Genomic DNA, 21,915 nt, shown 5'->3' with positions numbered 1-21,915 from the left:
TATGCCACGCTGCTTTTGGTGTTCCGAAGATCCGCTGTACATGGCATATCACGATCAGGAGTGGGGCGTGCCGCTGCGCGATGGGCAGCGCTTGTTCGAGTTGTTATTGCTCGAAGGGTTCCAGGCCGGCTTGTCATGGATCACCGTGCTGAAGAAACGCGAGCGTTATCGCCAGGTGCTGTTCGGCTTCGATGTGCAGCGAGTGGCGCAGATGAGCGATGCGGAGATTGACGAACTGATGCTCGATCCGGGCATCATCCGCAACCGTCTCAAGCTCAACGCCGCCCGGCGCAATGCCCAGGCCTGGCTGGAGCTGGAAGACCCGGTGGGGTTGCTCTGGTCGTTCGTCGGCGGCGTGCCGAAGATCAACCACTTCAAGGACCGCAGCGAAGTTCCGGCGGTGACCCCGGAAGCCGAGGCCATGAGCCGCGGACTGCAGAAAGCCGGCTTCACCTTCGTCGGTCCGACCATCTGTTATGCCTTGATGCAGGCCTCGGGCATGGTCATGGATCACACTCGCGACTGTGATCGCTACGCCATCCTTGCGGATGCGCGGTTAGAATAGTCGGCTGCGACTAGATCATGACCTACAGATCAGGAGTCATTTGTGGATAAGTTCAAAGGCGCCCTGCTGGTGGGCGCTCTGCGGTTGTTTGCCTTGCTGCCCTGGCGTGCGGTGCAGGCGGTCGGCACGGCCATCGGCTGGATCATGTGGAAGACCCCCAACCGCTCCCGCGACGTGGTGCGCATCAACCTGGCCAAATGCTTTCCGCAGATGGACCCGGTCGAGCGCGAGCGGCTAGTCGGACAGAGCCTCAAGGACATCGGCAAATCCCTGACCGAAAGCGCCTGTGCCTGGATCTGGCCGGCGCAGCGCTCGATCGAGCTGGTGCGTGAAGTCGAGGGCCTCGATGTGCTCAAGGATGCCCTGGCCTCGGGCAAGGGTGTGGTCGGCATCACCAGCCACCTGGGCAACTGGGAAGTGCTCAACCACTTCTACTGCAGCCAATGCAAACCGATCATTTTCTACCGTCCGCCGAAGCTCAAGGCGGTGGACGAACTGCTGCGCAAGCAGCGGGTGCAACTGGGCAACCGCGTGGCGGCCTCCACCAAGGAAGGCATCCTCAGCGTCATCAAGGAAGTGCGCAAAGGGGGGGCAGTGGGCATCCCCGCCGACCCGGAACCGGCCGAATCCGCCGGGATCTTCGTGCCCTTCTTCGCCACCCAGGCGCTGACCAGCAAGTTTGTGCCGAACATGCTGGCCGGCGGCAAGGCCGTCGGCGTGTTCCTGCATGCCCTGCGCCTGCCTGATGGGTCGGGATACAAGGTGATCCTCGAAGCGGCCCCGGAAGAGATGTACAGCACCGATACCGAAACCTCCTGCGCCGCCATGAGCAAGGTGGTCGAGCGTTATGTCGGGGCTTATCCGAGCCAGTACATGTGGAGCATGAAGCGCTTCAAGAAACGCCCGCCGGGTGAGGCGCGCTGGTACTGACAAGAGCTGGCACGATCTGTGGATAACCCCAGCGGGGAATTATCCACAGCACACTGAACAAGGGCGCAGAAGATGTCCGAGCACCGCAAGTCGTTTCGTATCAAGATTCAGCACGAGAGCATTGGCGAATGCCTGGGGCAGACCCGCAACCTGTCCGCCAGCGGCGTCTATGTGCAAAGTCCGGTCCTGGCGAAGTTGCCTAAGGGCGCAGTGGTCTATGGCCAGGTGCAGGGCCTGTCGGAGAGCGCTCCGCGGGTGCGCATGGAAGTGATCCAGGTGGATGCGCAAGGGATTGCCCTGCGTTACCTGTGAAAGGCAGCGGCTATAGGGGCTTCAGGACTGGCGATCGAGCTTCTTGAGGAACACGGTCATTTCCTTTTCCGCCTGCTTGTCACCGTGGCCACGGGCTGCTTCCAGCCCCTGCTCCCAGGCCTGGCGCGCTGCTTGAGTGTCGCCCTGCCCCTGGCAAGCCTTGCCCAGCAGCTTCCAGGCCGCTGAATACTTGGGATCAAAGGCCACGCAGTGTTGCAGGTGCTCGGCGGCCTTGGCGTACTCGCCCTGATCCAGGTAACCCTTGCCCAGGCCGAAGCGCAGCAGCGCGTTATCCACACCCTTGGCGAGCATTTTTTCCAGCGATTCAAGCATCGTTGTCACTCCTGTGGGTTGGTGCAGCAGCGCCGGATTTTTTGCGGGCCGCACCCTTATTGGGCAATCCCAGCCTGTGGCAGAGGCCACAGGGCCGCGTTTGATCAGAAGAAGCTCAGGCCAACGTGGAACAGTTTCTCCACATCACGGATGTGCTTTTTATCCACAAGGAACAGGATCACATGGTCCCCTGCCTCGATCACGGTGTCGTCGTGGGCGATCAGCACTTCTTCATCACGAATGATCGCGCCGATGGTGGTGCCCGGCGGCAGGCCGATGTTCTCGATGGCCCGGCCGATCACCTTGCTCGACTTGGCGTCGCCATGGGCGATGGCCTCGATGGCTTCTGCCGCGCCCCGGCGCAGGGAGTGCACGCTGACGATGTCGCCACGGCGCACGTGGGTCAGCAGGGTGCCGATGGTCGCCAACTGCGGGCTGATGGCGATGTCGATGTCGCCACCCTGGATCAGGTCGACATAGGCCGGGTTGTTGATGATGGTCATGACCTTTTTCGCCCCCAGGCGCTTGGCCAGCAGCGAGGACATGATGTTGGCCTCGTCGTCGTTGGTCAGGGCCAGGAAGATGTCGGCGTCGGCAATGTTCTCTTCCAGCAGCAGGTCGCGGTCCGAGGCGCTGCCCTGCAGCACCACGGTGCTGTCCAGGGTGTCCGACAGATAGCGGCAACGGGCCGGGTTCATCTCGATGATCTTTACCTGGTAGCGGCTTTCGATGGCTTCGGCCAGGCGCTCGCCGATCTGCCCACCACCGGCGATGACGATGCGCTTGTAGGACTCTTCGAGACGGCGCATTTCGCTCATCACCGCCCGGATGTGGGCCTTGGCAGCGATGAAGAACACCTCGTCGTCGGCCTCGATCACCGTATCGCCCTTGGGCATGATCGGCCGGTCGCGACGGAAGATCGCCGCTACCCGGGTATCGACGTTGGGCATGTGCTCGCGCAGTTGGCGCAACTGCTGACCCACCAGTGGGCCGCCGTAGTAGGCCTTGACCGCCACCAGCTGGGCCTTGCCCTCGGCGAAGTCGATCACCTGCAGGGCGCCGGGGTGCTCGATCAGGCGCTTGATGTAGTTGGTCACCACCTGTTCGGGGCTGATCAGCACGTCCACCGGGATCGCGTCGTTGTCGAACAACCCGGCGCGGGTCAGGTAGGCGGCCTCGCGCACCCGGGCGATCTTGGTCGGGGTGTGGAACAAGGTGTGGGCGACCTGGCAGGCGACCATGTTGGTTTCGTCGCTGTTGGTCACCGCCACCAGCATGTCGGCGTCATCGGCGCCGGCCTGGCGCAGCACCGTGGGAAAGGAGGCACGGCCTTGCACGGTGCGAATGTCCAGGCGATCGCCGAGGTCGCGCAGGCGTTCGCCGTCGGTGTCCACCACGGTAATGTCGTTGGCTTCGCTGGCCAGGTGTTCCGCCAGCGTGCCACCGACTTGGCCGGCACCGAGGATGATGATCTTCATCCAGTCACTCCCTTAAAACCGTTTAGCCGCGAGCCGCGGCAATCTTGATCAGCTTGGCGTAGTAGAAGCCGTCGTGGCCGCCCTCTTGCGCCAGCAGCTGGCGCCCGTGGGGCTGCTTGAGGCCGGCCGCAGGCTGCCCCAGTTGGCCGCCGATGTCCAATTCACGAGCGCCCGGGGTGCGGGCCAGGAACGCCTCGATCACTTCGGTGTTCTCGGTGGGCAGGGTCGAACAGGTGGCGTAGAGCAGGATGCCGCCGACTTCCAGGGCCTGCCACATGGCGTCCAGCAGCTCGCCTTGCAGTTGCGCCAGGGCGGCGATGTCTTCGGGCTGACGGGTCAGCTTGATGTCCGGATGGCGGCGGATCACCCCAGTGGCCGAGCACGGCGCGTCCAGCAGGATCCGCTGGAACGGTTTGCCGTCCCACCAGACCTGGGTGTTGCGGCCATCGGCGGCGATCAATTGGGCGTCGAGCCCCAAGCGATCGAGGTTCTCCCGGACCCGTACCAGGCGCTTGGCTTCCAGGTCGACCGCCACCACACCGGCCAGGGCCGGCTCGACTTCGAGGATATGGCAGGTCTTGCCTCCCGGTGCGCAGCAGGCGTCCAGCACCCGTTGTCCCGGTGCCAGTTCCAGCAGGTCGGCGGCCAGCTGTGCGGCTTCGTCCTGCACGCTGACCCAGCCCTCGGCAAAGCCCGGCAGGCTGCGGACGTCACCGGCCTCGTCGAGAACGATGCCGTCCTGGCTGTAGACGCACGGCTTGGCGGCTACGCCGGCCTCGCTCAGCAGCTTGAGGTAGGCGTCCCGGGATTGGTGACGGCGGTTGACCCGCAGGATCATCGGCGGGTGGGCGTTGTTGGCGGCGCAGATGGCTTCCCACTGCTCGGGCCAGAACGCCTTGAGGGATTTTTGCAGCCAACGTGGGTGCGCGGTACGCACCACCGGGTCGTGTTCCAGTTCGGCCAGCAGGGCTTCGCTTTCGCGCTGGGCGCGGCGCAGCACGGCATTGAGCAGGGCCTTGGCCCAGGGCTTCTTCAGCTTGTCGGCGCAGCCTACGGTTTCGCCGATGGCGGCGTGGGCCGGCACCCGGGTGTAGAGCAGTTGATAGAGGCCCACCAGCAGCAGCGCCTCGACATCGGCATCCGCCGCCTTGAAGGGCTTCTGCAGCAGCTTGGCCGCCAGTGCCGACAGCCGTGGCTGCCAGCGTGCGGTGCCAAATGCCAGGTCCTGGGTGAAGCCGCGATCGCGCACTTCGACCTTGTCCAGCTGGATCGGCAACGAGCTGTTGAGCGAGGCCTTGCCGTTGAGGACCGCGGTCAGTGCCTTGGCGGCGGCCAGGCGCGGGTTCATTGGGCGTCCGCCGTTTGGCCGAGCAGCGTGCCGATGGCGAATTTCTCGCGGCGGCTGTTGAACAGGTCGCTGAAGTTCAGCGCCTTGCCACCGGGCAGTTGCAGGCGGGTCAGGCACAGTGCCTGCTCACCACAGGCAACGAGCAGGCCGTCCTTGCTGGCGTCGAGGATCTGCCCCGGAGCGCCTTGGCCTTCAGCCAGTGTGGCGGCCAGGACTTTCAGGGCCTCGCCATTCAAGGTGCTGTGGCAGATCGGCCAGGGATTGAAGGCCCGTACCAGACGCTCCAGCTCCACGGCGGGGCGCTGCCAGTCGATGCGTGCCTCGTCCTTGTTCAACTTGTGGGCGTAGGTGGCCAGGCTGTCGTCCTGGATTTCGCCTTCCAGGGTGCCGGCGGCCAGGCCCTGGATGGCTTGCAGTACGGCCGGCGGGCCCATTTCGGCGAGGCGGTCGTGCAGGCTGCCGCCGGTGTCCTGGGTGCTGATCGGGGTGCTGACCTTGAGCAGCATCGGCCCGGTATCCAGCCCGGCTTCCATGCGCATCACGGTCACCCCGCTGTGTGCGTCACCGGCTTGCACGGCGCGCTGGATCGGCGCCGCACCGCGCCAGCGTGGCAGCAGGGAGGCGTGGCTGTTGATGCAACCCTGGCGTGGAATATCCAGCACCACCTGCGGCAGGATCAGGCCGTAGGCCACCACCACCATCAGGTCCGGCTTGAGCGCCGCCAGTTCGGCTTGGGCCTCGGCGTTACGCAGGGTCGGCGGTTGCAGCACGACAATGTTGTGCTCCAGCGCAAGCTGCTTGACCGGGCTGGGCATCAGTTTTTGTCCACGGCCGGCCGGGCGATCCGGTTGGGTGTAGACCGCGACGATCTCATAAGGGCTGTCGAGCAGGGCCTTGAGGTGTTCGGCGGCGAACTCGGGAGTGCCGGCAAAGACGATGCGCAGTGGCTCAGTCATGGGAATTCTCGGTAGTAAACATGCGGAAAAGAAAAAGGCTTGCCGCTGCAAGCCTTTGGAAGAGGAGCATCAAGCGTTCTGGCGATGCTGCTTTTCCAGTTTCTTCTTGATCCGGTCACGTTTGAGTGTGGACAGGTAGTCGACGAACAACTTGCCGTTGAGGTGGTCGCATTCGTGTTGGATACACACCGCGAGCAAGCCTTCGGCGATCAGTTCGTAAGGCTGGCCATCACGGTCCAGAGCCTTGACTTTGACGCGTTGCGGACGGTCGACGTTCTCATAGAAGCCCGGTACCGAGAGGCAACCTTCCTGATACTGGTCCATCTCGTCGGTCAGGGCTTCGAACTCGGGGTTGATGAACACCCGGGGTTCAGTGCGGTCTTCGGACAGGTCCATGACCACGATGCGTTTGTGCACGTTGACCTGGGTCGCCGCCAGGCCAATGCCTGGGGCCTCATACATTGTTTCAAACATGTCATCGACCAACTGACGCACTTCGTCGTCCACTACCTCCACCGGTTTGGCGATAGTGCGCAGGCGCGAATCGGGGAATTCGAGGATGTTTAAAATGGCCATAAGCGTAATTGCTACACGTGTGAAGTAAGGGCGGAGTCGGCGTCCTGGCAGGTCCTGGACCTGGGTCGCCGATGCAAAACGTGCTCAGGGAAGGAGCGAGCCGCGCAGGCTCTGGCGTTTTACGCGAACCTACATAATAAAGGGATTCAGCCCATGAGGAAATCACTGATCGCCTTGCTGCTGTTGGGCTGGACTGCCATCGGTCAGGCCCAGGTGCATCTCAAGGACGGTTATCCACAGCATTGTTGGGTGACGGCGGGCGATACCCCGTGAAGCAGTGCCAGCCGCTATCTGCAACAGCCCTGGCGATGGAGCGAGTTTCGACCGGTGGATTGCCGTTGCTAGGACAAACTCAGCGATGGGCTCGTACTCCAGGCCTTGCGCGCGCTGGCGCCGCTGGACACGGCGCGCGCCCCTTGCGGGCAGCCTTTCCTCAACAAGTTACCAACAGACTTATCCACAGCTTGTTCCGGTGCCGAGCGGCCCGATGACGATCAAGGATGATCCATGTCGCACTCGAATGCTGCTGCCATTTCCCCGGCCGAACTGGAGGCCCGTCTACGTTTGCATGGCCTGCCCGGCTTGGGTGCCATGCGCTTTCAGCGTTTGCTTCAGGCCTTCGGTTCTGCTTCCAAAGCCCTGGTCGCTCCCGCGGCTGCCTGGCACTCGCTGGGCCTGCCGAAGGCCTGTAGCGATGCCCGGCGCAGCGTCGAAGTCCGTGATGGTGCCCGCCGCGCGTTGGCCTGGATAGACAACCAGGCCCAGCATTTGCTGATGTGGGACCAGCCCGGCTACCCGGCCTTGCTGGCGCAGTTGGAGGATGCGCCACCGCTGTTGTTCGTGGCCGGTGATCCGTCGATCCTGGAGTTGCCGCAGTTGGCGATGGTGGGCAGCCGCCGTGCTTCGCGGCCGGGACTGGACACCGCTGCAGCGTTTTCCCGGAGCCTGGCCGGGGCCGGTTTCGTGATCACCAGTGGCCTTGCCCTGGGCATCGACGGTGCTGCGCACCAGGCGGCCCTGGAGGTTGGTGGACGTACCGTGGGGGTGCTGGGGACGGGCCTGGAAAATTTTTATCCACAGCGGCATCGGGCCTTGGCCAAGACGATGATCGAGCAGGGCAGCGCGGTGATTTCCGAGCTCCCGCTGGACACCGCAGCGCGTCCGGAACACTTCCCCCGGCGTAACCGGATCATCAGTGGCCTGTCCCTGGGCGTGCTGGTGGTGGAGGCCAGCGTGGCCAGCGGTTCCTTGATCACCGCTCGCCTGGCGGCGGAGCAAGGCCGCGAGGTGTATGCCATTCCCGGCTCTATCCACCACCCGGCAGCCCGGGGCTGTCATCAACTGATCCGCGATGGCGCGGTGCTGGTGGAAAGCGTTCAGCACATACTTGAGACCCTGAGAGGCTGGCAGCACTTGCCGCCGACCACTTTCCCCCTGGCCGAGACCTGCGCGGATCCATTGCTGGCCCTGCTACAGGCCGCGCCCCACAGCAGCGAGGCCTTGGCCGCTGCCTGCGGATGGCCCTTGCCCCGGGTGTTGGCGGCCCTGACCGAGCTGGAGATCGAAGGTCGCGCGGTCAATGAAAACGGGCGTTGGTTTGCACGCCTGAGCTAGGTTTTATAAGCAGGATCGGTAAACTGCGCACAGCTTTTATCTGGAGAGTCGGCAATGGTCAGCAGTTGGCGTGTGCAACAAGCCGCACGAGAGATTCGCGCAGGGGCGGTGATTGCCTATCCAACCGAAGCGGTCTGGGGCCTGGGGTGCGATCCTTGGAATGAAGAGGCGGTGGATCGCCTGCTGGCGATCAAGTCACGGTCAGTGGACAAGGGTCTGATCCTGATCGCTGACAATATCCGTCAGTTCGACTTCCTCTTCGAGGACTTCCCGGACACTTGGATCGATCGCATGTCGAGCACCTGGCCGGGACCCAATACCTGGCTGGTGCCCCACCAGGATCTGCTGCCCGAATGGGTTACCGGGGTACACGACACCGTGGCCCTGCGGGTCAGTGATCATCCGCAGGTGCGTGAGTTGTGCGCCTTGGTCGGGCCGTTGATTTCTACCTCGGCCAATCCCCAGGGGCGGCCGGCGGCTCGGACGCGGATTCGCATCGAGCAGTATTTCCGCGGGCAGTTGGACATGGTCCTGGGCGGCAGCCTGGGTGGGCGCAAGAACCCGAGCCTGATTCGTGATCTGGCTACGGGCAAGGTGGTGCGGCCTTCTTGAACAGCGGTGCCGGCCAGCCGGCTCCTGCAGGAATTGCATTGCAGGAGCGGCCGGGCGGCCTGCGCTTGCCGCCGCAGACGTCTAGGGCAACAACACCGTCGAGCCGGTAGTACGCCGCGCCGACAGTTCGATGTGGGCCTTGGCTGCGTCCGCCAGGGGGAAGCGCTGGCCAATCTCGATCTTCAGCTTGCCGCTGGTGATCATGCCGAACAGCTCGTCGGCCATGATCTGCAGGTTCTCGGCGTTGTTGGCGTAACTGGCCAGGGTCGGCCGGGTCACGTACAGCGAGCCCTTGGCCGAGAGAATGCCCAGGTTCACCCCGTCCACCGCGCCCGAGGCATTGCCGAAGCTGACCATCAGGCCACGCGGTGCCAGGCAGTCCAGGGATGTCAGCCAGGTGTCCTTGCCCACGCCGTCATAGACCACCGGGCACTTCTTGCCATCGGTCAGTTCCAGTACCCGCTTGGCGACATCTTCATGGCTGTAGTCGATGGTTTCCCAGGCGCCCAGGGCCTTGGCGATGGCGGCTTTCTCCGGCGAACTGACGGTGCCGATCAGCTTTACCCCAAGCGCCTTGGCCCACTGACAGGCCAGGGAACCGACGCCGCCCGCTGCGGCATGGAACAGCACGGTTTCGCCGCCCTTGAGTTCATAGGTCTGGCGCAGCAGGTACTGCACGGTGAGGCCCTTGAGCATCACTGCGGCCGCTTGTTCGAAGCTGATGCTGTCCGGCAGGTGCACCAGGTTGGCTTCCGGCAACACATGCACTTCGCTGTAGGCGCCCAGCGGCCCGCTGCCATAGGCCACCCGGTCGCCGATCTTGAAGCGGGTCACGGCACTGCCGACGGCCTCGACCACCCCAGCCCCTTCGGCCCCGAGGCCCGATGGCAGTGTCGGTGGCGCATACAGGCCGCTGCGGAAATAGGTGTCGATGAAATTCAGGCCGATGGCCTGGTTGCTGACGCGAACCTGCTGCGGGCCGGGTTCGGTTGGTTGGTAATCCACATACTCGAGTACTTCGGGGCCGCCATGGGCACGGAACTGGATTCGTTTGGCCATCTGCACTCTCTCCTCGGTCGTCGCGTGAAAGTGCTCTATCGGACTCCTCCGCTTGACCTTCGTCAACTGCGGCAGGCCCCGGGGCGGTGTTATGCTACGCGCCCATTTGCGCCGGCCTGCGTTTCATCCCTAGCGCCGCGTAGCTTTGCCCGATCCAAGGTGATGCCATGACTACCCGCACCGAGGCCGTAAAAGCCTACCTGCTCGACCTGCAAGACCGCATTTGCGCTGCACTGGAAACCGAAGACGGTAGTGCACGCTTCATCGAGGACGCCTGGACCCGCCCTGCTGGCGGCGGCGGCCGTACCCGGGTGATCGGCGACGGTGCGGTGATCGAAAAGGGCGGGGTCAACTTCTCCCATGTGTTCGGCAGCGGTCTGCCGCCATCGGCCAGCGCCCACCGTCCGGAACTGGCCGGTCGTGGTTTCGAGGCCCTGGGCGTGTCGCTGGTGATTCACCCGCACAACCCGCATGTGCCGACGTCCCACGCCAACGTACGTTTTTTCATCGCCGAGAAGGAAGGTGAAGAACCAGTCTGGTGGTTCGGTGGCGGCTTCGACCTGACCCCTTACTACGGCAACATCGATGACTGCGTGCACTGGCACCGGGTTGCCGAGCGTGCCTGCGCGCCTTTCGGTCCCGAGGTCTATCCGCGCTACAAGGCCTGGTGCGACAGCTACTTCCACATCAAGCACCGCAACGAGCCCCGGGGCATTGGTGGTCTGTTCTTCGATGACCTGAACGAGTGGGACTTCGACACCAGCTTCGCCTTCATGCGGGCGATTGGCGATGCCTATATCGAGGCTTACCTGCCCATCGTCCAGCGGCGCAAGGCTACTGCCTACAGCGTACAGCAGCGGGAATTCCAGGAGTTCCGCCGTGGCCGTTATGTGGAGTTCAACCTGGTCTATGACCGTGGCACCCTGTTCGGCCTGCAATCGGGTGGCCGCACCGAATCGATCCTCATGTCGCTGCCGCCGCAAGTGCGCTGGGGCTACGACTGGAAGGCCGAGCCGGGCAGCGAAGAAGCGCGCCTGACCGAGTACTTCCTGCAGGATCGCGACTGGCTGGCTGGCAGCAACTAAATACCGCGCCTGCCGTAGGCGCTGGCCAGCCAGTGCCTGGAGGTTGCCGTTGGACAAAGGGTTGAGAGATGGATCAGTACGTCGTTTTTGGTAATCCGATCGGCCACAGCAAGTCGCCGCTGATCCATCGGTTGTTCGCTGAACAGACCGGCCAGCGCCTGGAATACAACACCCTGCTGGCGCCCCTGGATGATTTCGCCGGCGCCGCCCGCAGCTTCTTTGCCCGCGGCTGCGGGGCCAATGTCACGGTACCGTTCAAGGAAGATGCCTATCGCTTGTGCGACCGCCTGACCGAGCGCGCCCAGCGGGCCGGTGCGGTGAACACCTTGCACAAGCAGGCCGATGGCAGCCTGCTGGGGGACAACACCGATGGCGCCGGATTGGTGCGTGACCTGACGGTGAACGCCGGGGTCAGCCTCAAGGGCAAGCGGATTCTGCTGCTGGGTGCCGGTGGTGCGGTGCGCGGTGCCCTCGAGCCTTTGTTGGCGGAGCAACCGGCGTCGGTGGTGATTGCCAACCGCACCGTAGAGAAGGCCGAATTGCTGGCGGAGCTGTTCGCCGACCTGGGGCCTGTGGCGGCCAGTGGTTTCAATTGGCTGCAAGAGTCGGTGGACCTGATCATCAACGCCACCTCCGCCAGCCTGTCGGGCGAGCTGCCGCCAATAGCCAGCAGCCTGATCGAACCGGGCCACACGGTGTGCTACGACATGATGTACGGCAAGGAGCCGACGCCATTCTGCCGCTGGGCCAGCGAACATGGCGCCGCACTGGCGCTGGACGGCCTGGGCATGCTGGCCGAGCAGGCCGCGGAAGCCTTCTACCTGTGGCGCGGTGTGCGTCCGGACAGCGCCCCGGTGCTGGCCGAACTGCGCCGCCAATTGGCTCTGTAGCCGCGGCACTGTGTAGGTGCTGGGTTGCCAGCGCCGACGGTCTTGCGGCAGATGCCGATTCTCCGGGGCCATGCGCTGGCCAGTCGGCAGCTACGGACCATGTTTCAGTCCTCGAAGTGGATCGGACACCGCTGCGGTCCTTCCAGCTTGATCAATTCCTCTTTCACCGTCTGCCGTGCCCGGCGCAGTGTCAGGCTGCGGCCCTGGCGCTTCAGCCGGCGTGCCTCCTGGTGCAGCATTTCCACGCCTGAGTAATCGATGAAGTTGATCTGCCGCGCGTCGATCACCAGCCTCGGCGCATGGCAGCGTTGCATGCGCACCTGCAGGTAGTGGCTGGCGCCGAAGAAGATCGAGCCGCCGACCCGCAGGATGTCTTCATCCCCTTCACTGGATTGCTGCACCCGGGGTTGCGAGGTGCGCTTGAGGTAGAAGAACAGCGATGCCAGGACTCCGGCATAGATCGCCGTCTGCAGTTCCAGGAGCAAGGTGGCGATGCAGGTCAGGCTCATCACCACGAACTCGGCGCGACTGACCCGGAACAAGGCGCGAATCCCCCGGTGATCCACCAGCCCCCAACAGATCAGCAGGATGCTCCCGGCCATGGCGGGGATCGGGATGTGGGCGATCAACCCGGCGCCGGTCACCGCGAACAGTGCCACCCAGAGTGCCGAGAACATCCCGGCCAGGGGCGAGCGTGCACCGGCTTCGTAACTCAGTCCGGAGCGGGTGAATGAGCCCGAGGACAAGTAGCCGGAGAAGAACGCGCCGACGATGTTCGACAGTCCCTGGGCGCGGACTTCCTGATTGGCGTCCAGCAGTTGTTCCGAGCGGGCCGCCAGCGAGCGGGCAATTGACAAGCTGGTCACCAGCCCGAGCATGCCCACTGCCACGGCGCTGGGCAGTAGGCGCAGGATCAGTTCCAGATCCAGTGGCAGCGGGCTCAACGGTGGCAGTTGGCCGACGAAGGCACTGACCAGCCGGACCTGGCCAAACATCCCCGGCAGCAGCCATACCACCAGCCCGCTGAGCAGCAGGCTGAGCAACAGGCTCGGCCAGCGTGGCGCCAGCAGCTTCAAGGTGAGCCCGACCACCAGGGTGCCAAGCCCCAGCAGCAGCGAAGGCGGGTCCACGGCGTCCAAGTGTTCCAGCAGCAAGGTCAGGCTATTGAGGGCAGTGGCCTGGTTCGGCAGGTCCAGGCCCATCAGGTTGGGCATCTGGCCCAGGGCGATCACCACCGCCGCACCGAGGGTGAAGCCCAGCACCACCGAGTGCGAGACGAAGTTCACCAGGGCCCCGAAACGCAGCATCCCCAGCAGCCACTGGAAGACCCCGGCCAACAGGGTCAGCAGTAGGATCAGGGTGATGTAGTCCTCGGACGCCGGCACCGCCAGGGGGCTGACACTGGCGTAGAGCACAATGGAAATCGCCGCCGTGGGGCCACAGATCAAGTGCCAGGACGAGCCCCAGAGGCAGGCGATCAGCACCGGAACAATGGCCGCGTACAGCCCGTATTCCGCAGGCAGGCCGGCGATCAAGGCGTAGGCGATGGATTGCGGCAGGGCGAGGATCGCGCCGCTCAGGCCCACCAGCAGATCGCGGCCGACACTGGTGCGGGTCTGCTGTGGCAGCCAGCTCAGGAAAGGCAGGAGTGAATGGCGGTTGGGCCAGGCCATGGTTCCTCGCGGGGTGGGGACGGGACGAAGTGTCAGGGTGGAGCGTCAGTGGATGGGGTGCAAGTCTTGAGAGCCGTTCGCCCGTATGAACTGGCTTGCCAGCGAATGGCCAAGGCGAACGGCGCGTCTCGATCTACAACCTGGCCTTGACCGCCGTCAGGGCATCCTTGTCGTCGAGGGTCCGGACCCCTTCCAGCCATTGCTCCAGCACCGCCGGGTTGGCCTTGATCCAGGCCTTGGCCGCTTCGGTATTGCTCAGCTTGTTGTTCGCTACCTCGGCCATGATGCTGTTCTCCATGTCCTGGGTGAAGCGCAGGTTGCCCAGCAGCTTGGCGACATTCGGGCAGGCCTGTGCATAACCCTTGCGGGTCAGGGTATAGACGCTGCCGCTGGTGCCAAAGTACTTATCGCCGCCGCTGAGGTAATGCATTTTCAGTTGCACGTTCATCGGGTGTGGGGTCCAGCCGAGGAAGGTCACGAAGCGCTGTTTCCGGGTGGCCCGGGACACTTCGGCAAGCATTGCCTGTTCGCTGGACTCGATCAGCTTCCACTGGCCGAGGTTGAATTGGTTGTTCTTGATGATTTCCTGCAGCGACAGGTTGGCCGGGGCGCCGGAGCCGATGCCATAGATTTTCTTGTCAAACTGGTCGGCGAACTTGTTCAGGTCGGCAAAGTCATGCACGCCCGCGTCCCAGACGTAGTCCGGCACCGCCAGGGTGAACTCGGTGCCCTCCAGGTTCTTCGCCAGTTGGATGACTTCGCCGTTGGCCACGAACTTGTCGTAGAAGCCCTGCTGCGCCGGCATCCAGTTTCCCAGGAATATGTCTACCTGGCCGTCCTTGAGACCGCCATAGATGATGGGTACGGCCAGGGTGTCGACCTTTGTCTTGTAGCCCATGCCGTCCAACAGCAAGCCGGTGATGGCGTTGGTGGCGGCAATGTCGCTCCAGCCCGGATCGGCCATTTTCACCGTTTCGCATGAGTCGGCCCTGGCAGATGTGCTGCCCAGGGCCAGGAGCCCGACCGCCAGTGCTGTGGATAACCTTTGCATGCTCTTCCCCTTACATTATTGGTTTTGGCAGGGTTGTGGATAACGAGCCTTGCGCTCCAGGTCATCGAGGTCGATGTGGTTGCGCATGTATTGCGCACTGGCGTCCACCAGTGGTTGGTGATCCCAGCTCTTGAGCTTGCCCCGGCTCAGCGCCTCGGCCACCAGGCGGCGGCGGCGCTGGCTGGCCAGGACCTGTTGATGTATGGCCGGGATGTCCCACTTGGCCCGGGCTTCGGCAAGGAAGGCTGCGAATACTGGCCGATGTTCGGCTGACTGGCTGAGGTCGCTGTGTTCTTGCGGGTCGTTGTGCACATCGAAGAGTAGGCACGGGTCGTCTTCGCTGTAGATGAACTTGTAGGCGCCACGGCGAATCATCATCAGCGGGCTGATGGTGCCTTCGGCCATGTATTCGCCGAACACTTCATCATGCCCGCCGCGCCCTTGCAGATGTGGGATCAGCGAGCGGCCGTCCAGGGGCAGATCGGCTTGCACCTGGCCGCCGGCCAGCTCCACCAGGGTCGGCAACAGGTCGGCCGTGGACACCGCGGCGCTGACCCGTCCGGCGGCGAATTGCCCTGGTGCGCAAATCAGCAGCGGCACCCGTGCGGCCATTTCGAACCAGTGCATTTTGTACCAGAGGCCGCGTTCGCCGAGCATGTCGCCGTGGTCGCCGGAAAATACGATCAGTGTGTCGTCCGCCAATCCGGTGTCTTCCAGGGTCTGCAGCAGCTTGCCGACGTTGCTGTCGATGTAGCTGCAGGCACCGAAGTAGGCGCGGCGCGCATCGCGGATCTTATCCACAGGCAAGGGCTTGTCCCACAGGTCGTAGACCTTGAGCAGGCGCTGGGAGTGTGGATCCAGCTGGCTTTGCGGAGGGGTTTGCGGCAGTGGAATTTCATCGTCGTGGTACAGGTCCCAGAACGCCTTGGGAATGGTGTACGGGTCGTGAGGATGGGTCATTGAGACGGTGAGGCAGAATGGCTGCTCACCAGCCTCGCGGACATGGTCGAACAGATACTGCTGGGCCTTGAACACCACCTCTTCGTCGAAATCCAGCTGGTTGGTGCGTATGCAGGGCCCGGCCTGCAACACCGAGGACATGTTGTGGTACCAGCTGGGGCGCACCTCGGGCTGGTCCCAATTCACCGCCCAGCCGTAGTCGGCGGGGTAGATGTCGCTGGTCAGGCGTTCTTCGTAGCCGTGCAACTGGTCCGGTCCACAGAAGTGCATCTTGCCCGAGAGCGCTGTGCGATAGCCCAGACGTCGCAAGTAGTGGGCGTAGGTGGGCACGTCGGCAGGGAAGTCGGCGGCGTTGTCATAGGCGCCGATCTTGCTCGGCAATTGACCGCTCACCAGGGTGAAGCGCGACGGTGCGCACAGCGGGCTGTTGCAGTAGGCGGCATCGAATACCACGCCTTTAGCAGCCAGGCGGCTGAGGTGTGGCAGCTGGATCGGCGATGAACCGTAGAACGGCAGCAAGGGCGCGGCCATCTGGTCGGCCATGATGAAAAGAATGTTCTTGCGCTTCATGGGTTCGCGGCATTCCATAGTCGATGGTTATGCGAGAGTGCTGCGATTGAGCATGGATTCCCTGTCTTTTGCGGTAAAGCCCATGCAAGGCAATGACTAGGATAAGTGCAGCTTATGTATGAAGCCCTTGGCGATTTGTCCCTGGACCTGTTCCGAGTGTTTGAAGCGGCGGCCCGTTTGCGCAGTTTCACTGCCGCGGCGCTGGAGCTGGGCACCACCCAGCCGGCTATCAGCCAGCAGATCAAGCGGCTGGAGGAGCAATTGAACGTGCGCCTGTTCGACCGGATCTACCGGGGCATCGAACTGACCGAGTCCGGGGCCTTGCTGCTGGAGCAGGTGCAGGCTGGTTTGCAGAGTATCGATGCCGGCTTGAGTGCCCTCAGCCAACAGCATCAGCACGAGGTGTTGCAGGTGGCCACGGATTTCGCCTTTGCCGCCTACTGGTTGATGCCGCGCCTGCACCGTTTTCATCAGGCCAACCCGCAGGTGGACGTCAGCCTGGTCACCAGCGAACGCAGCCACAGCATGCTGCGCAGTGATATCGACGTGGCGGTGCTGTTTGGCGATGGGCGTTTCAAGCAGGGGCAAAGTCGCTGGCTGTTCGGAGAGGAAGTGTTTCCGGTGTGCAGCCCGCTGCTGCTCAAGGAGCGCATCGCGCCCCTGCCCGTGCGCTCCTTGCTGGAGTTGCCGCTGCTGCACCTGCGTGGCGAAAACAGCAGCCATTGGTTCGACTGGAATGGGGTGTTCCGTGAGTTGGGCATTGCCACCGCGCCGGCCCCGGGGCAATTGCGCTTCGATAACTACACCTTGCTGATCCAGGCGGCTATCGGCGGCCAGGGCGTGGCCATCGGCTGGCGCCACTTGGTGGACAACCTGCTGGATCAGGGCCTGCTATGCCGGCCGATCGCCGAAACGCAGATCTCCAGCTACGGCTACTACGTGGTGCTGCCCCAGCGTAAACGCCGGGGACCGTTGATCCAGCGTTTCGTTGACTGGCTGATGAGCGAGCAGGCCGACAGCGCTCAATCCCTCAAGGGGCTGTCGCTGCCATCCATCGCCCAGTAATCGGCGCCTTGAGCAGGCGTCACAGGGTTGCATGTGGTTGCCCTGGCTGCTCAGTGATACCGACGCCTGCGCAAGGACGACTAACCATTCCGGTCACTCACTGGCCTGGGCGGGTTGAACTTCAGCAAGGCCCGGGAGATTGATGACCTGCGCGCGTCAGCATGGACGCACTGACTGGACGACTCATGGCACCATGGCGCATTTGCTTGAACAGCGGATCTGCCGTCCTCATGAGGTGATGGCCTGTTTTTCACAGGCTGAGCGGGACATCTGAGGCAAGCCGGAAGGTTCGATTTTATCGAGAGGTTTTGCATGCAACGGATCAAGGGTTATCACGCCCACGTGTATTTTGACGCCAGCACCATCGACCAGGCCCGAGCTTTGTGCGAGCAGGCGGCGCAGCTGTTTGCCGTGAAAATGGGCCGGGTCCACGAGCGGCCGGTGGGGCCGCATCCGGACTGGAGTTGCCAACTGGCGTTCACGCCGCAAGTGTTTGCCGATGTGGTGCCATGGCTGGCGCTCAATCGCCAGGGGCTGGTGGTGTTTCTACATCCGGATACAGGCGATGACCTGCTGGATCACACTGATCATGCGATCTGGATGGGGGCGATGCGGCCGTTGGATTTGACGGGATTTTGAGGGGGGATGGCGCGTCGGCAAGCCGGCCCCTGCCAGGGCCGGCTTTGTACAAAAACTGATCAGTAGAGCACGCCGTCGAGTATGTCGTAGACGATGCCGCTGCCCACTTCGATCAGGAAGACGTCAGCGCCCATGCGTCGCCATTCATAACCCGGATACACCGGTAGGCGCGACAGTGCGCGGTTGTCCAGGCGTTCGCCGTAGTAGCCGCGAGGCAGCGGTTGGCCGCGCATCAGGTGAACGCCGGGAGGTGGAGGCGCGCCCCGCACGAAGTAGCCGTGGTTGTCGCGAATAGTCTCACGCACCGGACCGAAATCCCGGGGTGGGCCACCACGCCGGTCGTATTCCGGGCCGCGATGATCGCCGCCGCGGTTGTCCCAATGACCTTGTTGTGGACCTGCGCGATCACCCCCACGATCATAATCACCACGGTCGTCGGCCATGACGTGCAGCAACGGGCTGGCGCTAAGCATCAGCACTGCGGCACTGGCAATCAGACGTTTGGGCATTTTCATCAGGTATTCCTCGCAGCACAAACAGCAAAAAGGGTTTCAGAACATTGGTTCTGAAACCCTCGGTCTTGCCAGATTAGTCTGCATCCAGAGGCGCTAATTCCTCTGTATCAGGAACTTTACCTTCAGCTGACACGGGCCTTACGCACCCCTTCGGACAGGGCCGCGCACAGGTTCAGGACGCCGTCCACCGCTTGCTCGGAAGACTCGGCGTTGGCGATGTGGTCGATCAGCGCCGAACCCACTACCACGCCGTCTGCCAGGCGAGCGATGGCCGCTGCCTGTTCCGGAGTACGGATACCGAAACCGATGCTGACGGGCAGGTCGGTATGGCGGCGCAGACGGGCCACGGCCTCTTCCACATGCTCCAGGGTGGCAGCGCCGGCACCGGTCACCCCGGCCACCGAGACGTAGTAGACAAAGCCCGAGCTGCCGTCGAGCACTTTCGGCAGGCGCGCGTCGTCGGTGGTCGGGGTGGTCAGGCGGATGAAATCGATGCCCGCGGCCTGGGCCGGGTCGCACAGCTCGCTGTTATGTTCCGGCGGCATGTCCACCACGATCAGGCCATCGACACCGGCGGCCTTGGCGTCGGCGACAAAGCGTGGCACGCCGTAACGGTGGATCGGGTTGAAGTAGCCCATCAGCACCAGCGGCGTGTCGCTGTTGCCTTCGCGGAACTCGCGGACCATCTGCAGGGTTTTCGCCAGGTTTTGCTTGGCCCCCAGGGCGCGAATGTTGGCCAACTGGATTGCCGGGCCGTCGGCCATCGGGTCGGTAAAGGGCATGCCCAGTTCGATCACGTCGGCCCCGGCACCGGGCAGGCCCTTGAGGATCGCCAGGGAGGTGTCGTAGTTCGGGTCGCCGGCAGTGACGAAGGTCACCAGGGCGGCGCGGTTCTGTTGCTTCAGCTCGGCAAAGCGGGTTTGCAGGCGGCTCATCAGTGTTTCTCCTGCTTGGATTGCTCTTGTTGAGAGTGTTCCATGTGGTGCATCACGGTCTGCATGTCTTTGTCGCCACGGCCCGAGAGGTTGACCACCATCAGGTGATCCTTGGGCAGGGTCGGCGCGCGCTTGAACACTTCGGCCAGGGCGTGGGCGCTTTCCAGGGCCGGGATGATGCCTTCCAGGCGGCAGCACTGGTGGAACGCGGCCAGGGCTTCGTCATCGGTCACCGAGGTGTATTCGACGCGACCGATGTCATGCAACCAGGCGTGTTCAGGGCCGATGCCGGGATAGTCGAGACCGGCGGAAATCGAATGGGCGTCGATGATCTGGCCATCGTCGTCCTGCAGCAGGAAGGTGCGGTTGCCGTGCAATACGCCGGGTACGCCGCCGTTCAGGCTGGCGGCGTGCTTGCCGGTCTCGATGCCGTAGCCGGCGGCTTCGACGCCAATGATCTGCACGTCTTTGTCATCGAGGAACGGGTGGAACAGGCCCATGGCGTTGGAACCGCCGCCGATGCACGCCACCAGGCTGTCCGGCAGGCGGCCTTCCTGGGCTTGCAGCTGCTCGCGGGTTTCCTTGCCGATCACTGCCTGGAAGTCGCGGACCATGGCCGGGTATGGGTGCGGGCCGGCCACCGTACCGATCAGGTAGAAGGTGCTGTCGACGTTGGTCACCCAGTCGCGCAGGGCTTCGTTCATCGCGTCCTTCAGGGTGCCGGTGCCGGCCACCACCGGGATCACTTCGGCGCCCAGCAGCTTCATGCGGAACACGTTGGCCTGCTGGCGCTCGATGTCGGTGGTGCCCATGTAGATCACGCAGTCCAGGCCGAAGCGCGCGGCCACGGTGGCAGTGGCCACGCCGTGCATGCCGGCGCCGGTCTCGGCGATGATGCGTTTCTTGCCCATGCGCCGGGCCAGGAGGATCTGGCCGATGCAGTTGTTGATCTTGTGGGCACCGGTGTGGTTCAGCTCTTCGCGCTTGAGGTAGATCTTGGCGCCGCCACAGAACTCGGTCAGGCGCTCGGCGAAGTACAGTGGGCTGGGACGGCCGACGTAGTCGCGCTGGAAGTAGGCCAGTTCCTTGAGGAACTCGGGATCTTCCTTGGCTGTTTCGTATTCGCGGGCCAGGTCGAGGATCAGCGGCATCAGGGTTTCAGCCACGTAACGGCCGCCGAACGCGCCAAACAGGCCGTTGTCGTCAGGACCATTACGCAATTGGGACTGGGTCATTGGAGCGCTCCCGGGGAAGTTCGTAGTGATAAGCCTTCATGGAAAGAAAGCTTTGAAGAAAGACAATGAGGCTCACTCTACCCCTCACCCCCGGCGCTGAAAACCGATAAGATCGCCACAACCTGTCAGGAAAACTCAACTATCCCATGAGCCGCGAGCTGCCCCCCCTGAATGCCCTGCGGGCATTCGAAGCCACTGCCAGGCTCAACAGCGTCAGCCAGGCTGCCGAGCAATTGCACGTAACCCACGGCGCGGTCAGCCGGCAATTGAAGGTCCTCGAAGAGCACCTTGGGCTGAGTCTCTTCGTCAAGGAAGGCCGTGGCCTTAAACTCACAGATGCCGGGGGGCGCCTACGGGACGCCAGCAGCGAAGCCTTTGAGCGCCTGCGGGATGTCTGCGCCGAATTGACCCAGGGCAGCGCTGATGCGCCTTTCGTACTGGGCTGTTCTGGCAGCCTGCTGGCGCGCTGGCTGATTCCCCGTCTGGGGCGGTTGAATGCCGACTTGCCGGACCTGCGTCTGCACCTTTCTGCCGGTGAAGGAGATCTGGACCCCCGGCGCCCAGGGCTGGATGCCCTGCTGGTCTTTGCCGAGCCGCCGTGGCCGACGGACATGCAGGTCTATGAACTGGCCGGCGAGCGCATCGGCCCGGTGCTCAGCCCGCGTTACGCCGGTTACCCGGGCTTGCGCGAGGCGCCGGCCAGTGTGCTGGCGCAGGAGCCTTTACTGCACACTACATCGCGTCCCCAGGCCTGGCCCAGTTGGGCGCGGCACAACGGCATCGACGCCGACGGGCTGAAGTACGGGCAGGGTTTCGAGCATTTGTATTATTTGCTGGAGGCGGCCGTCGCCGGGCTGGGGGTGGCGATTGCCCCGGAGCCGCTGGTGACCGAGGACTTGCTGGCAGGCAGGCTGGTTGCCCCATGGGGTTTTTCCGACACCCCGGGGCAACTGGCGCTGTGGTTACCCAAGCGCGCCGCAGACGAGCGCGCTCGGCAATTGGCGCAGTGGCTGAAAAACGAACTGCGCCAGCAGGCTTAGTTGCCGCGTTTGCACAGCAGGTAAGCGGCCAGCAGGCCGATGGCCCCGACGGCGACGCCGGCAGTGGTCCAGGGGTGTTCCTGGGCGTAGTCGCGGGTGGCGATCCCGGTTTCACGGGTTTTCACTTTGACTTCTTCATAGGCATCGCTGAGCAGGCTACGGGAGTGCTTGAGTGCGCTCTCGGCATTGCTCTTGAGCGCCTTGAGGGTTTTGCGCGACTCATCAGAAGCGTCGTCCTTAAGGCTTTCCAGCGATTTGAGCAGGCTTTCGATCTCGGCTTCCATACTTTCCAGCGAGGCTTTGCGTAACGAGGTGTTGGCCATGTCGGCTCTCCTGCAGGGTGATGAGTGAGGTGTGTAGGTTCCGACTGCGGGGCTTGGGGAAAGTGCAGAAAATCTGAACGTCCACTTGGGATAGGGCGCCCCAAGTAATAAGAAAAATCACTGCTAGGCTGTAATTCACAGCTAAAAAGGA

23 protein-coding genes are annotated in these 21,915 nt (G+C 63.4%); 10 read left to right on the top strand and 13 right to left on the bottom strand.

The window, feature by feature from the left end:
• The first annotated feature begins 1 nt into the window (after window position 1).
• From tag to GV819_RS00515, 3 genes are all read left to right on the top strand, one after another.
• Window positions 2-565 (top strand): DNA-3-methyladenine glycosylase I, encoded by a 564-nt coding sequence (tag, locus tag GV819_RS00525; RefSeq protein ID WP_161752472.1) that lies wholly within the window; start codon window positions 2-4, stop codon window positions 563-565.
• 42 nt (window positions 566-607) lie between these two features.
• Entirely contained in the window at window positions 608-1,495 is an 888-nt protein-coding gene (locus GV819_RS00520) for a lysophospholipid acyltransferase (RefSeq protein ID WP_161752470.1), read from the top strand.
• 72 nt (window positions 1,496-1,567) lie between these two features.
• On the top strand, window positions 1,568-1,807 hold the full coding sequence (locus GV819_RS00515; RefSeq protein WP_161752468.1) for a PilZ domain-containing protein: 240 nt from the start codon (window positions 1,568-1,570) through the stop codon (window positions 1,805-1,807).
• Window positions 1,808-1,828: 21 nt separating this feature from the next.
• On the opposite strand, the gene GV819_RS00510 is transcribed toward GV819_RS00515, so the two are convergent.
• From GV819_RS00510 to def, 5 genes are all read right to left on the bottom strand, one after another.
• On the bottom strand, window positions 1,829-2,140 hold the full coding sequence (locus tag GV819_RS00510; protein ID WP_161752466.1) for a tetratricopeptide repeat protein: 312 nt from the start codon (window positions 2,138-2,140) through the stop codon (window positions 1,829-1,831).
• Between the two features lie 104 nt (window positions 2,141-2,244).
• Window positions 2,245-3,618 (bottom strand): Trk system potassium transporter TrkA, encoded by a 1,374-nt coding sequence (gene trkA, locus GV819_RS00505; protein WP_161752464.1) that lies wholly within the window; start codon window positions 3,616-3,618, stop codon window positions 2,245-2,247.
• 22 nt (window positions 3,619-3,640) lie between these two features.
• A complete protein-coding gene (gene rsmB / locus GV819_RS00500) occupies window positions 3,641-4,966 on the bottom strand; it encodes a 16S rRNA (cytosine(967)-C(5))-methyltransferase RsmB (RefSeq protein ID WP_161752462.1) in 1,326 nt (441 codons plus the stop codon).
• On the bottom strand, window positions 4,963-5,922 hold the full coding sequence (gene fmt, locus GV819_RS00495) for a methionyl-tRNA formyltransferase (RefSeq protein WP_161752460.1): 960 nt from the start codon (window positions 5,920-5,922) through the stop codon (window positions 4,963-4,965). The genes rsmB and fmt overlap by 4 nt, the downstream gene beginning before the upstream one ends.
• Before the next feature lie 69 nt (window positions 5,923-5,991).
• Window positions 5,992-6,498 (bottom strand): peptide deformylase, encoded by a 507-nt coding sequence (def, locus tag GV819_RS00490; RefSeq protein ID WP_161752458.1) that lies wholly within the window; start codon window positions 6,496-6,498, stop codon window positions 5,992-5,994.
• A gap of 507 nt (window positions 6,499-7,005) precedes the next feature.
• Between def and dprA the strand changes: the two genes are divergently transcribed.
• Entirely contained in the window at window positions 7,006-8,112 is a 1,107-nt protein-coding gene (dprA, locus tag GV819_RS00480) for a DNA-processing protein DprA (protein ID WP_161752456.1), read from the top strand.
• Window positions 8,113-8,166: 54 nt separating this feature from the next.
• Complete coding sequence (locus tag GV819_RS00475; RefSeq protein ID WP_161752454.1) at window positions 8,167-8,724, top strand: L-threonylcarbamoyladenylate synthase; 558 nt, start codon at window positions 8,167-8,169, stop codon at window positions 8,722-8,724.
• 81 nt (window positions 8,725-8,805) lie between these two features.
• On the opposite strand, the gene GV819_RS00470 is transcribed toward GV819_RS00475, so the two are convergent.
• On the bottom strand, window positions 8,806-9,783 hold the full coding sequence (locus tag GV819_RS00470) for an NADPH:quinone reductase (RefSeq protein ID WP_161752452.1): 978 nt from the start codon (window positions 9,781-9,783) through the stop codon (window positions 8,806-8,808).
• Window positions 9,784-9,950: 167 nt separating this feature from the next.
• Here GV819_RS00470 and hemF point away from each other — a divergent pair, with 167 nt between their 5' ends.
• Both hemF and aroE read left to right on the top strand, forming a co-directional pair.
• A complete protein-coding gene (hemF, locus tag GV819_RS00465) occupies window positions 9,951-10,868 on the top strand; it encodes an oxygen-dependent coproporphyrinogen oxidase (RefSeq protein ID WP_161752450.1) in 918 nt (305 codons plus the stop codon).
• A 68-nt stretch (window positions 10,869-10,936) separates the two neighbouring features.
• Window positions 10,937-11,758: a shikimate dehydrogenase gene (aroE, locus tag GV819_RS00460; RefSeq protein ID WP_161752448.1), complete on the top strand. Its 822-nt coding sequence runs from the start codon at window positions 10,937-10,939 to the stop codon at window positions 11,756-11,758.
• 104 nt (window positions 11,759-11,862) lie between these two features.
• Here aroE and GV819_RS00455 read toward each other — a convergent pair whose 3' ends face one another.
• From GV819_RS00455 to betC, 3 genes are all read right to left on the bottom strand, one after another.
• A complete protein-coding gene (locus tag GV819_RS00455) occupies window positions 11,863-13,431 on the bottom strand; it encodes a SulP family inorganic anion transporter (RefSeq protein ID WP_161752446.1) in 1,569 nt (522 codons plus the stop codon).
• Window positions 13,432-13,564: 133 nt separating this feature from the next.
• Complete coding sequence (gene choX, locus GV819_RS00450; protein WP_161752444.1) at window positions 13,565-14,482, bottom strand: choline ABC transporter substrate-binding protein; 918 nt, start codon at window positions 14,480-14,482, stop codon at window positions 13,565-13,567.
• Between the two features lie 15 nt (window positions 14,483-14,497).
• Window positions 14,498-16,012 (bottom strand): choline-sulfatase, encoded by a 1,515-nt coding sequence (gene betC / locus GV819_RS00445; protein ID WP_161752442.1) that lies wholly within the window; start codon window positions 16,010-16,012, stop codon window positions 14,498-14,500.
• A gap of 114 nt (window positions 16,013-16,126) precedes the next feature.
• Here betC and GV819_RS00440 point away from each other — a divergent pair, with 114 nt between their 5' ends.
• Window positions 16,127-17,077 carry a choline sulfate utilization transcriptional regulator gene (locus GV819_RS00440; protein WP_161752440.1) on the top strand — a complete coding sequence of 317 codons (951 nt, stop codon included), beginning with the start codon at window positions 16,127-16,129 and terminating at the stop codon, window positions 17,075-17,077.
• A 312-nt stretch (window positions 17,078-17,389) separates the two neighbouring features.
• Entirely contained in the window at window positions 17,390-17,716 is a 327-nt protein-coding gene (locus tag GV819_RS00435) for a DOPA 4,5-dioxygenase family protein (RefSeq protein WP_161752438.1), read from the top strand.
• A 59-nt stretch (window positions 17,717-17,775) separates the two neighbouring features.
• Here the strand turns inward: GV819_RS00435 and GV819_RS00430 are convergent, their stop codons facing one another.
• The 3 genes from GV819_RS00430 to trpB form a co-directional block, all read right to left on the bottom strand.
• Window positions 17,776-18,231 (bottom strand): RcnB family protein, encoded by a 456-nt coding sequence (locus GV819_RS00430; protein ID WP_161752436.1) that lies wholly within the window; start codon window positions 18,229-18,231, stop codon window positions 17,776-17,778.
• A gap of 122 nt (window positions 18,232-18,353) precedes the next feature.
• Window positions 18,354-19,166, bottom strand: a complete 813-nt coding sequence (gene trpA / locus GV819_RS00425; protein WP_161752434.1) for a tryptophan synthase subunit alpha — start codon at window positions 19,164-19,166, stop codon at window positions 18,354-18,356.
• Window positions 19,166-20,401 (bottom strand): tryptophan synthase subunit beta, encoded by a 1,236-nt coding sequence (trpB, locus tag GV819_RS00420; protein WP_161752432.1) that lies wholly within the window; start codon window positions 20,399-20,401, stop codon window positions 19,166-19,168. The genes trpA and trpB overlap by 1 nt, the downstream gene beginning before the upstream one ends.
• A 146-nt stretch (window positions 20,402-20,547) precedes the next feature.
• Between trpB and GV819_RS00415 the strand changes: the two genes are divergently transcribed.
• Window positions 20,548-21,441, top strand: a complete 894-nt coding sequence (locus tag GV819_RS00415) for a LysR family transcriptional regulator (RefSeq protein WP_161752430.1) — start codon at window positions 20,548-20,550, stop codon at window positions 21,439-21,441.
• Here GV819_RS00415 and GV819_RS00410 read toward each other — a convergent pair.
• On the bottom strand, window positions 21,438-21,764 hold the full coding sequence (locus GV819_RS00410; RefSeq protein ID WP_161752428.1) for a DUF883 family protein: 327 nt from the start codon (window positions 21,762-21,764) through the stop codon (window positions 21,438-21,440). The two genes, GV819_RS00415 and GV819_RS00410, sit on opposite strands and share 4 nt — an antisense overlap.
• Window positions 21,765-21,915: the final 151 nt, after the last annotated feature.

Origin of the sequence: Pseudomonas sp. Fl5BN2 (assembly GCF_009908205.1) — a bacterium.
Lineage (GTDB): Bacteria > Pseudomonadota > Gammaproteobacteria > Pseudomonadales > Pseudomonadaceae > Aquipseudomonas.
The sequence above is the reverse complement of the archived record's forward strand: the minus strand, read 5'-3'. Positions and strand labels throughout refer to the sequence as shown.

Excerpts from the sequence above, each read along its gene's own strand:
- tag (WP_161752472.1), top strand. The coding sequence starts at position 2 with ATGCCACGCTGCTTTTGGTGTTCCGAAGATCCGCTGTACATGGCATAT.
- GV819_RS00515 (WP_161752468.1), top strand. The coding sequence starts at position 1,568 with ATGTCCGAGCACCGCAAGTCGTTTCGTATCAAGATTCAGCACGAGAGC.
- GV819_RS00510 (WP_161752466.1), bottom strand. The coding sequence starts at position 2,140 with ATGCTTGAATCGCTGGAAAAAATGCTCGCCAAGGGTGTGGATAACGCG.
- trkA (WP_161752464.1), bottom strand. The coding sequence starts at position 3,618 with ATGAAGATCATCATCCTCGGTGCCGGCCAAGTCGGTGGCACGCTGGCG.
- rsmB (WP_161752462.1), bottom strand. The coding sequence starts at position 4,966 with ATGAACCCGCGCCTGGCCGCCGCCAAGGCACTGACCGCGGTCCTCAAC.
- fmt (WP_161752460.1), bottom strand. The coding sequence starts at position 5,922 with ATGACTGAGCCACTGCGCATCGTCTTTGCCGGCACTCCCGAGTTCGCC.
- def (WP_161752458.1), bottom strand. The coding sequence starts at position 6,498 with ATGGCCATTTTAAACATCCTCGAATTCCCCGATTCGCGCCTGCGCACT.
- dprA (WP_161752456.1), top strand. The coding sequence starts at position 7,006 with ATGTCGCACTCGAATGCTGCTGCCATTTCCCCGGCCGAACTGGAGGCC.
- GV819_RS00475 (WP_161752454.1), top strand. The coding sequence starts at position 8,167 with ATGGTCAGCAGTTGGCGTGTGCAACAAGCCGCACGAGAGATTCGCGCA.
- GV819_RS00470 (WP_161752452.1), bottom strand. The coding sequence starts at position 9,783 with ATGGCCAAACGAATCCAGTTCCGTGCCCATGGCGGCCCCGAAGTACTC.
- hemF (WP_161752450.1), top strand. The coding sequence starts at position 9,951 with ATGACTACCCGCACCGAGGCCGTAAAAGCCTACCTGCTCGACCTGCAA.
- aroE (WP_161752448.1), top strand. The coding sequence starts at position 10,937 with ATGGATCAGTACGTCGTTTTTGGTAATCCGATCGGCCACAGCAAGTCG.
- GV819_RS00455 (WP_161752446.1), bottom strand. The coding sequence starts at position 13,431 with ATGGCCTGGCCCAACCGCCATTCACTCCTGCCTTTCCTGAGCTGGCTG.
- choX (WP_161752444.1), bottom strand. The coding sequence starts at position 14,482 with ATGCAAAGGTTATCCACAGCACTGGCGGTCGGGCTCCTGGCCCTGGGC.
- betC (WP_161752442.1), bottom strand. The coding sequence starts at position 16,012 with ATGAAGCGCAAGAACATTCTTTTCATCATGGCCGACCAGATGGCCGCG.
- GV819_RS00440 (WP_161752440.1), top strand. The coding sequence starts at position 16,127 with ATGTATGAAGCCCTTGGCGATTTGTCCCTGGACCTGTTCCGAGTGTTT.
- GV819_RS00435 (WP_161752438.1), top strand. The coding sequence starts at position 17,390 with ATGCAACGGATCAAGGGTTATCACGCCCACGTGTATTTTGACGCCAGC.
- GV819_RS00430 (WP_161752436.1), bottom strand. The coding sequence starts at position 18,231 with ATGAAAATGCCCAAACGTCTGATTGCCAGTGCCGCAGTGCTGATGCTT.
- trpA (WP_161752434.1), bottom strand. The coding sequence starts at position 19,166 with ATGAGCCGCCTGCAAACCCGCTTTGCCGAGCTGAAGCAACAGAACCGC.
- trpB (WP_161752432.1), bottom strand. The coding sequence starts at position 20,401 with ATGACCCAGTCCCAATTGCGTAATGGTCCTGACGACAACGGCCTGTTT.
- GV819_RS00415 (WP_161752430.1), top strand. The coding sequence starts at position 20,548 with ATGAGCCGCGAGCTGCCCCCCCTGAATGCCCTGCGGGCATTCGAAGCC.
- GV819_RS00410 (WP_161752428.1), bottom strand. The coding sequence starts at position 21,764 with ATGGCCAACACCTCGTTACGCAAAGCCTCGCTGGAAAGTATGGAAGCC.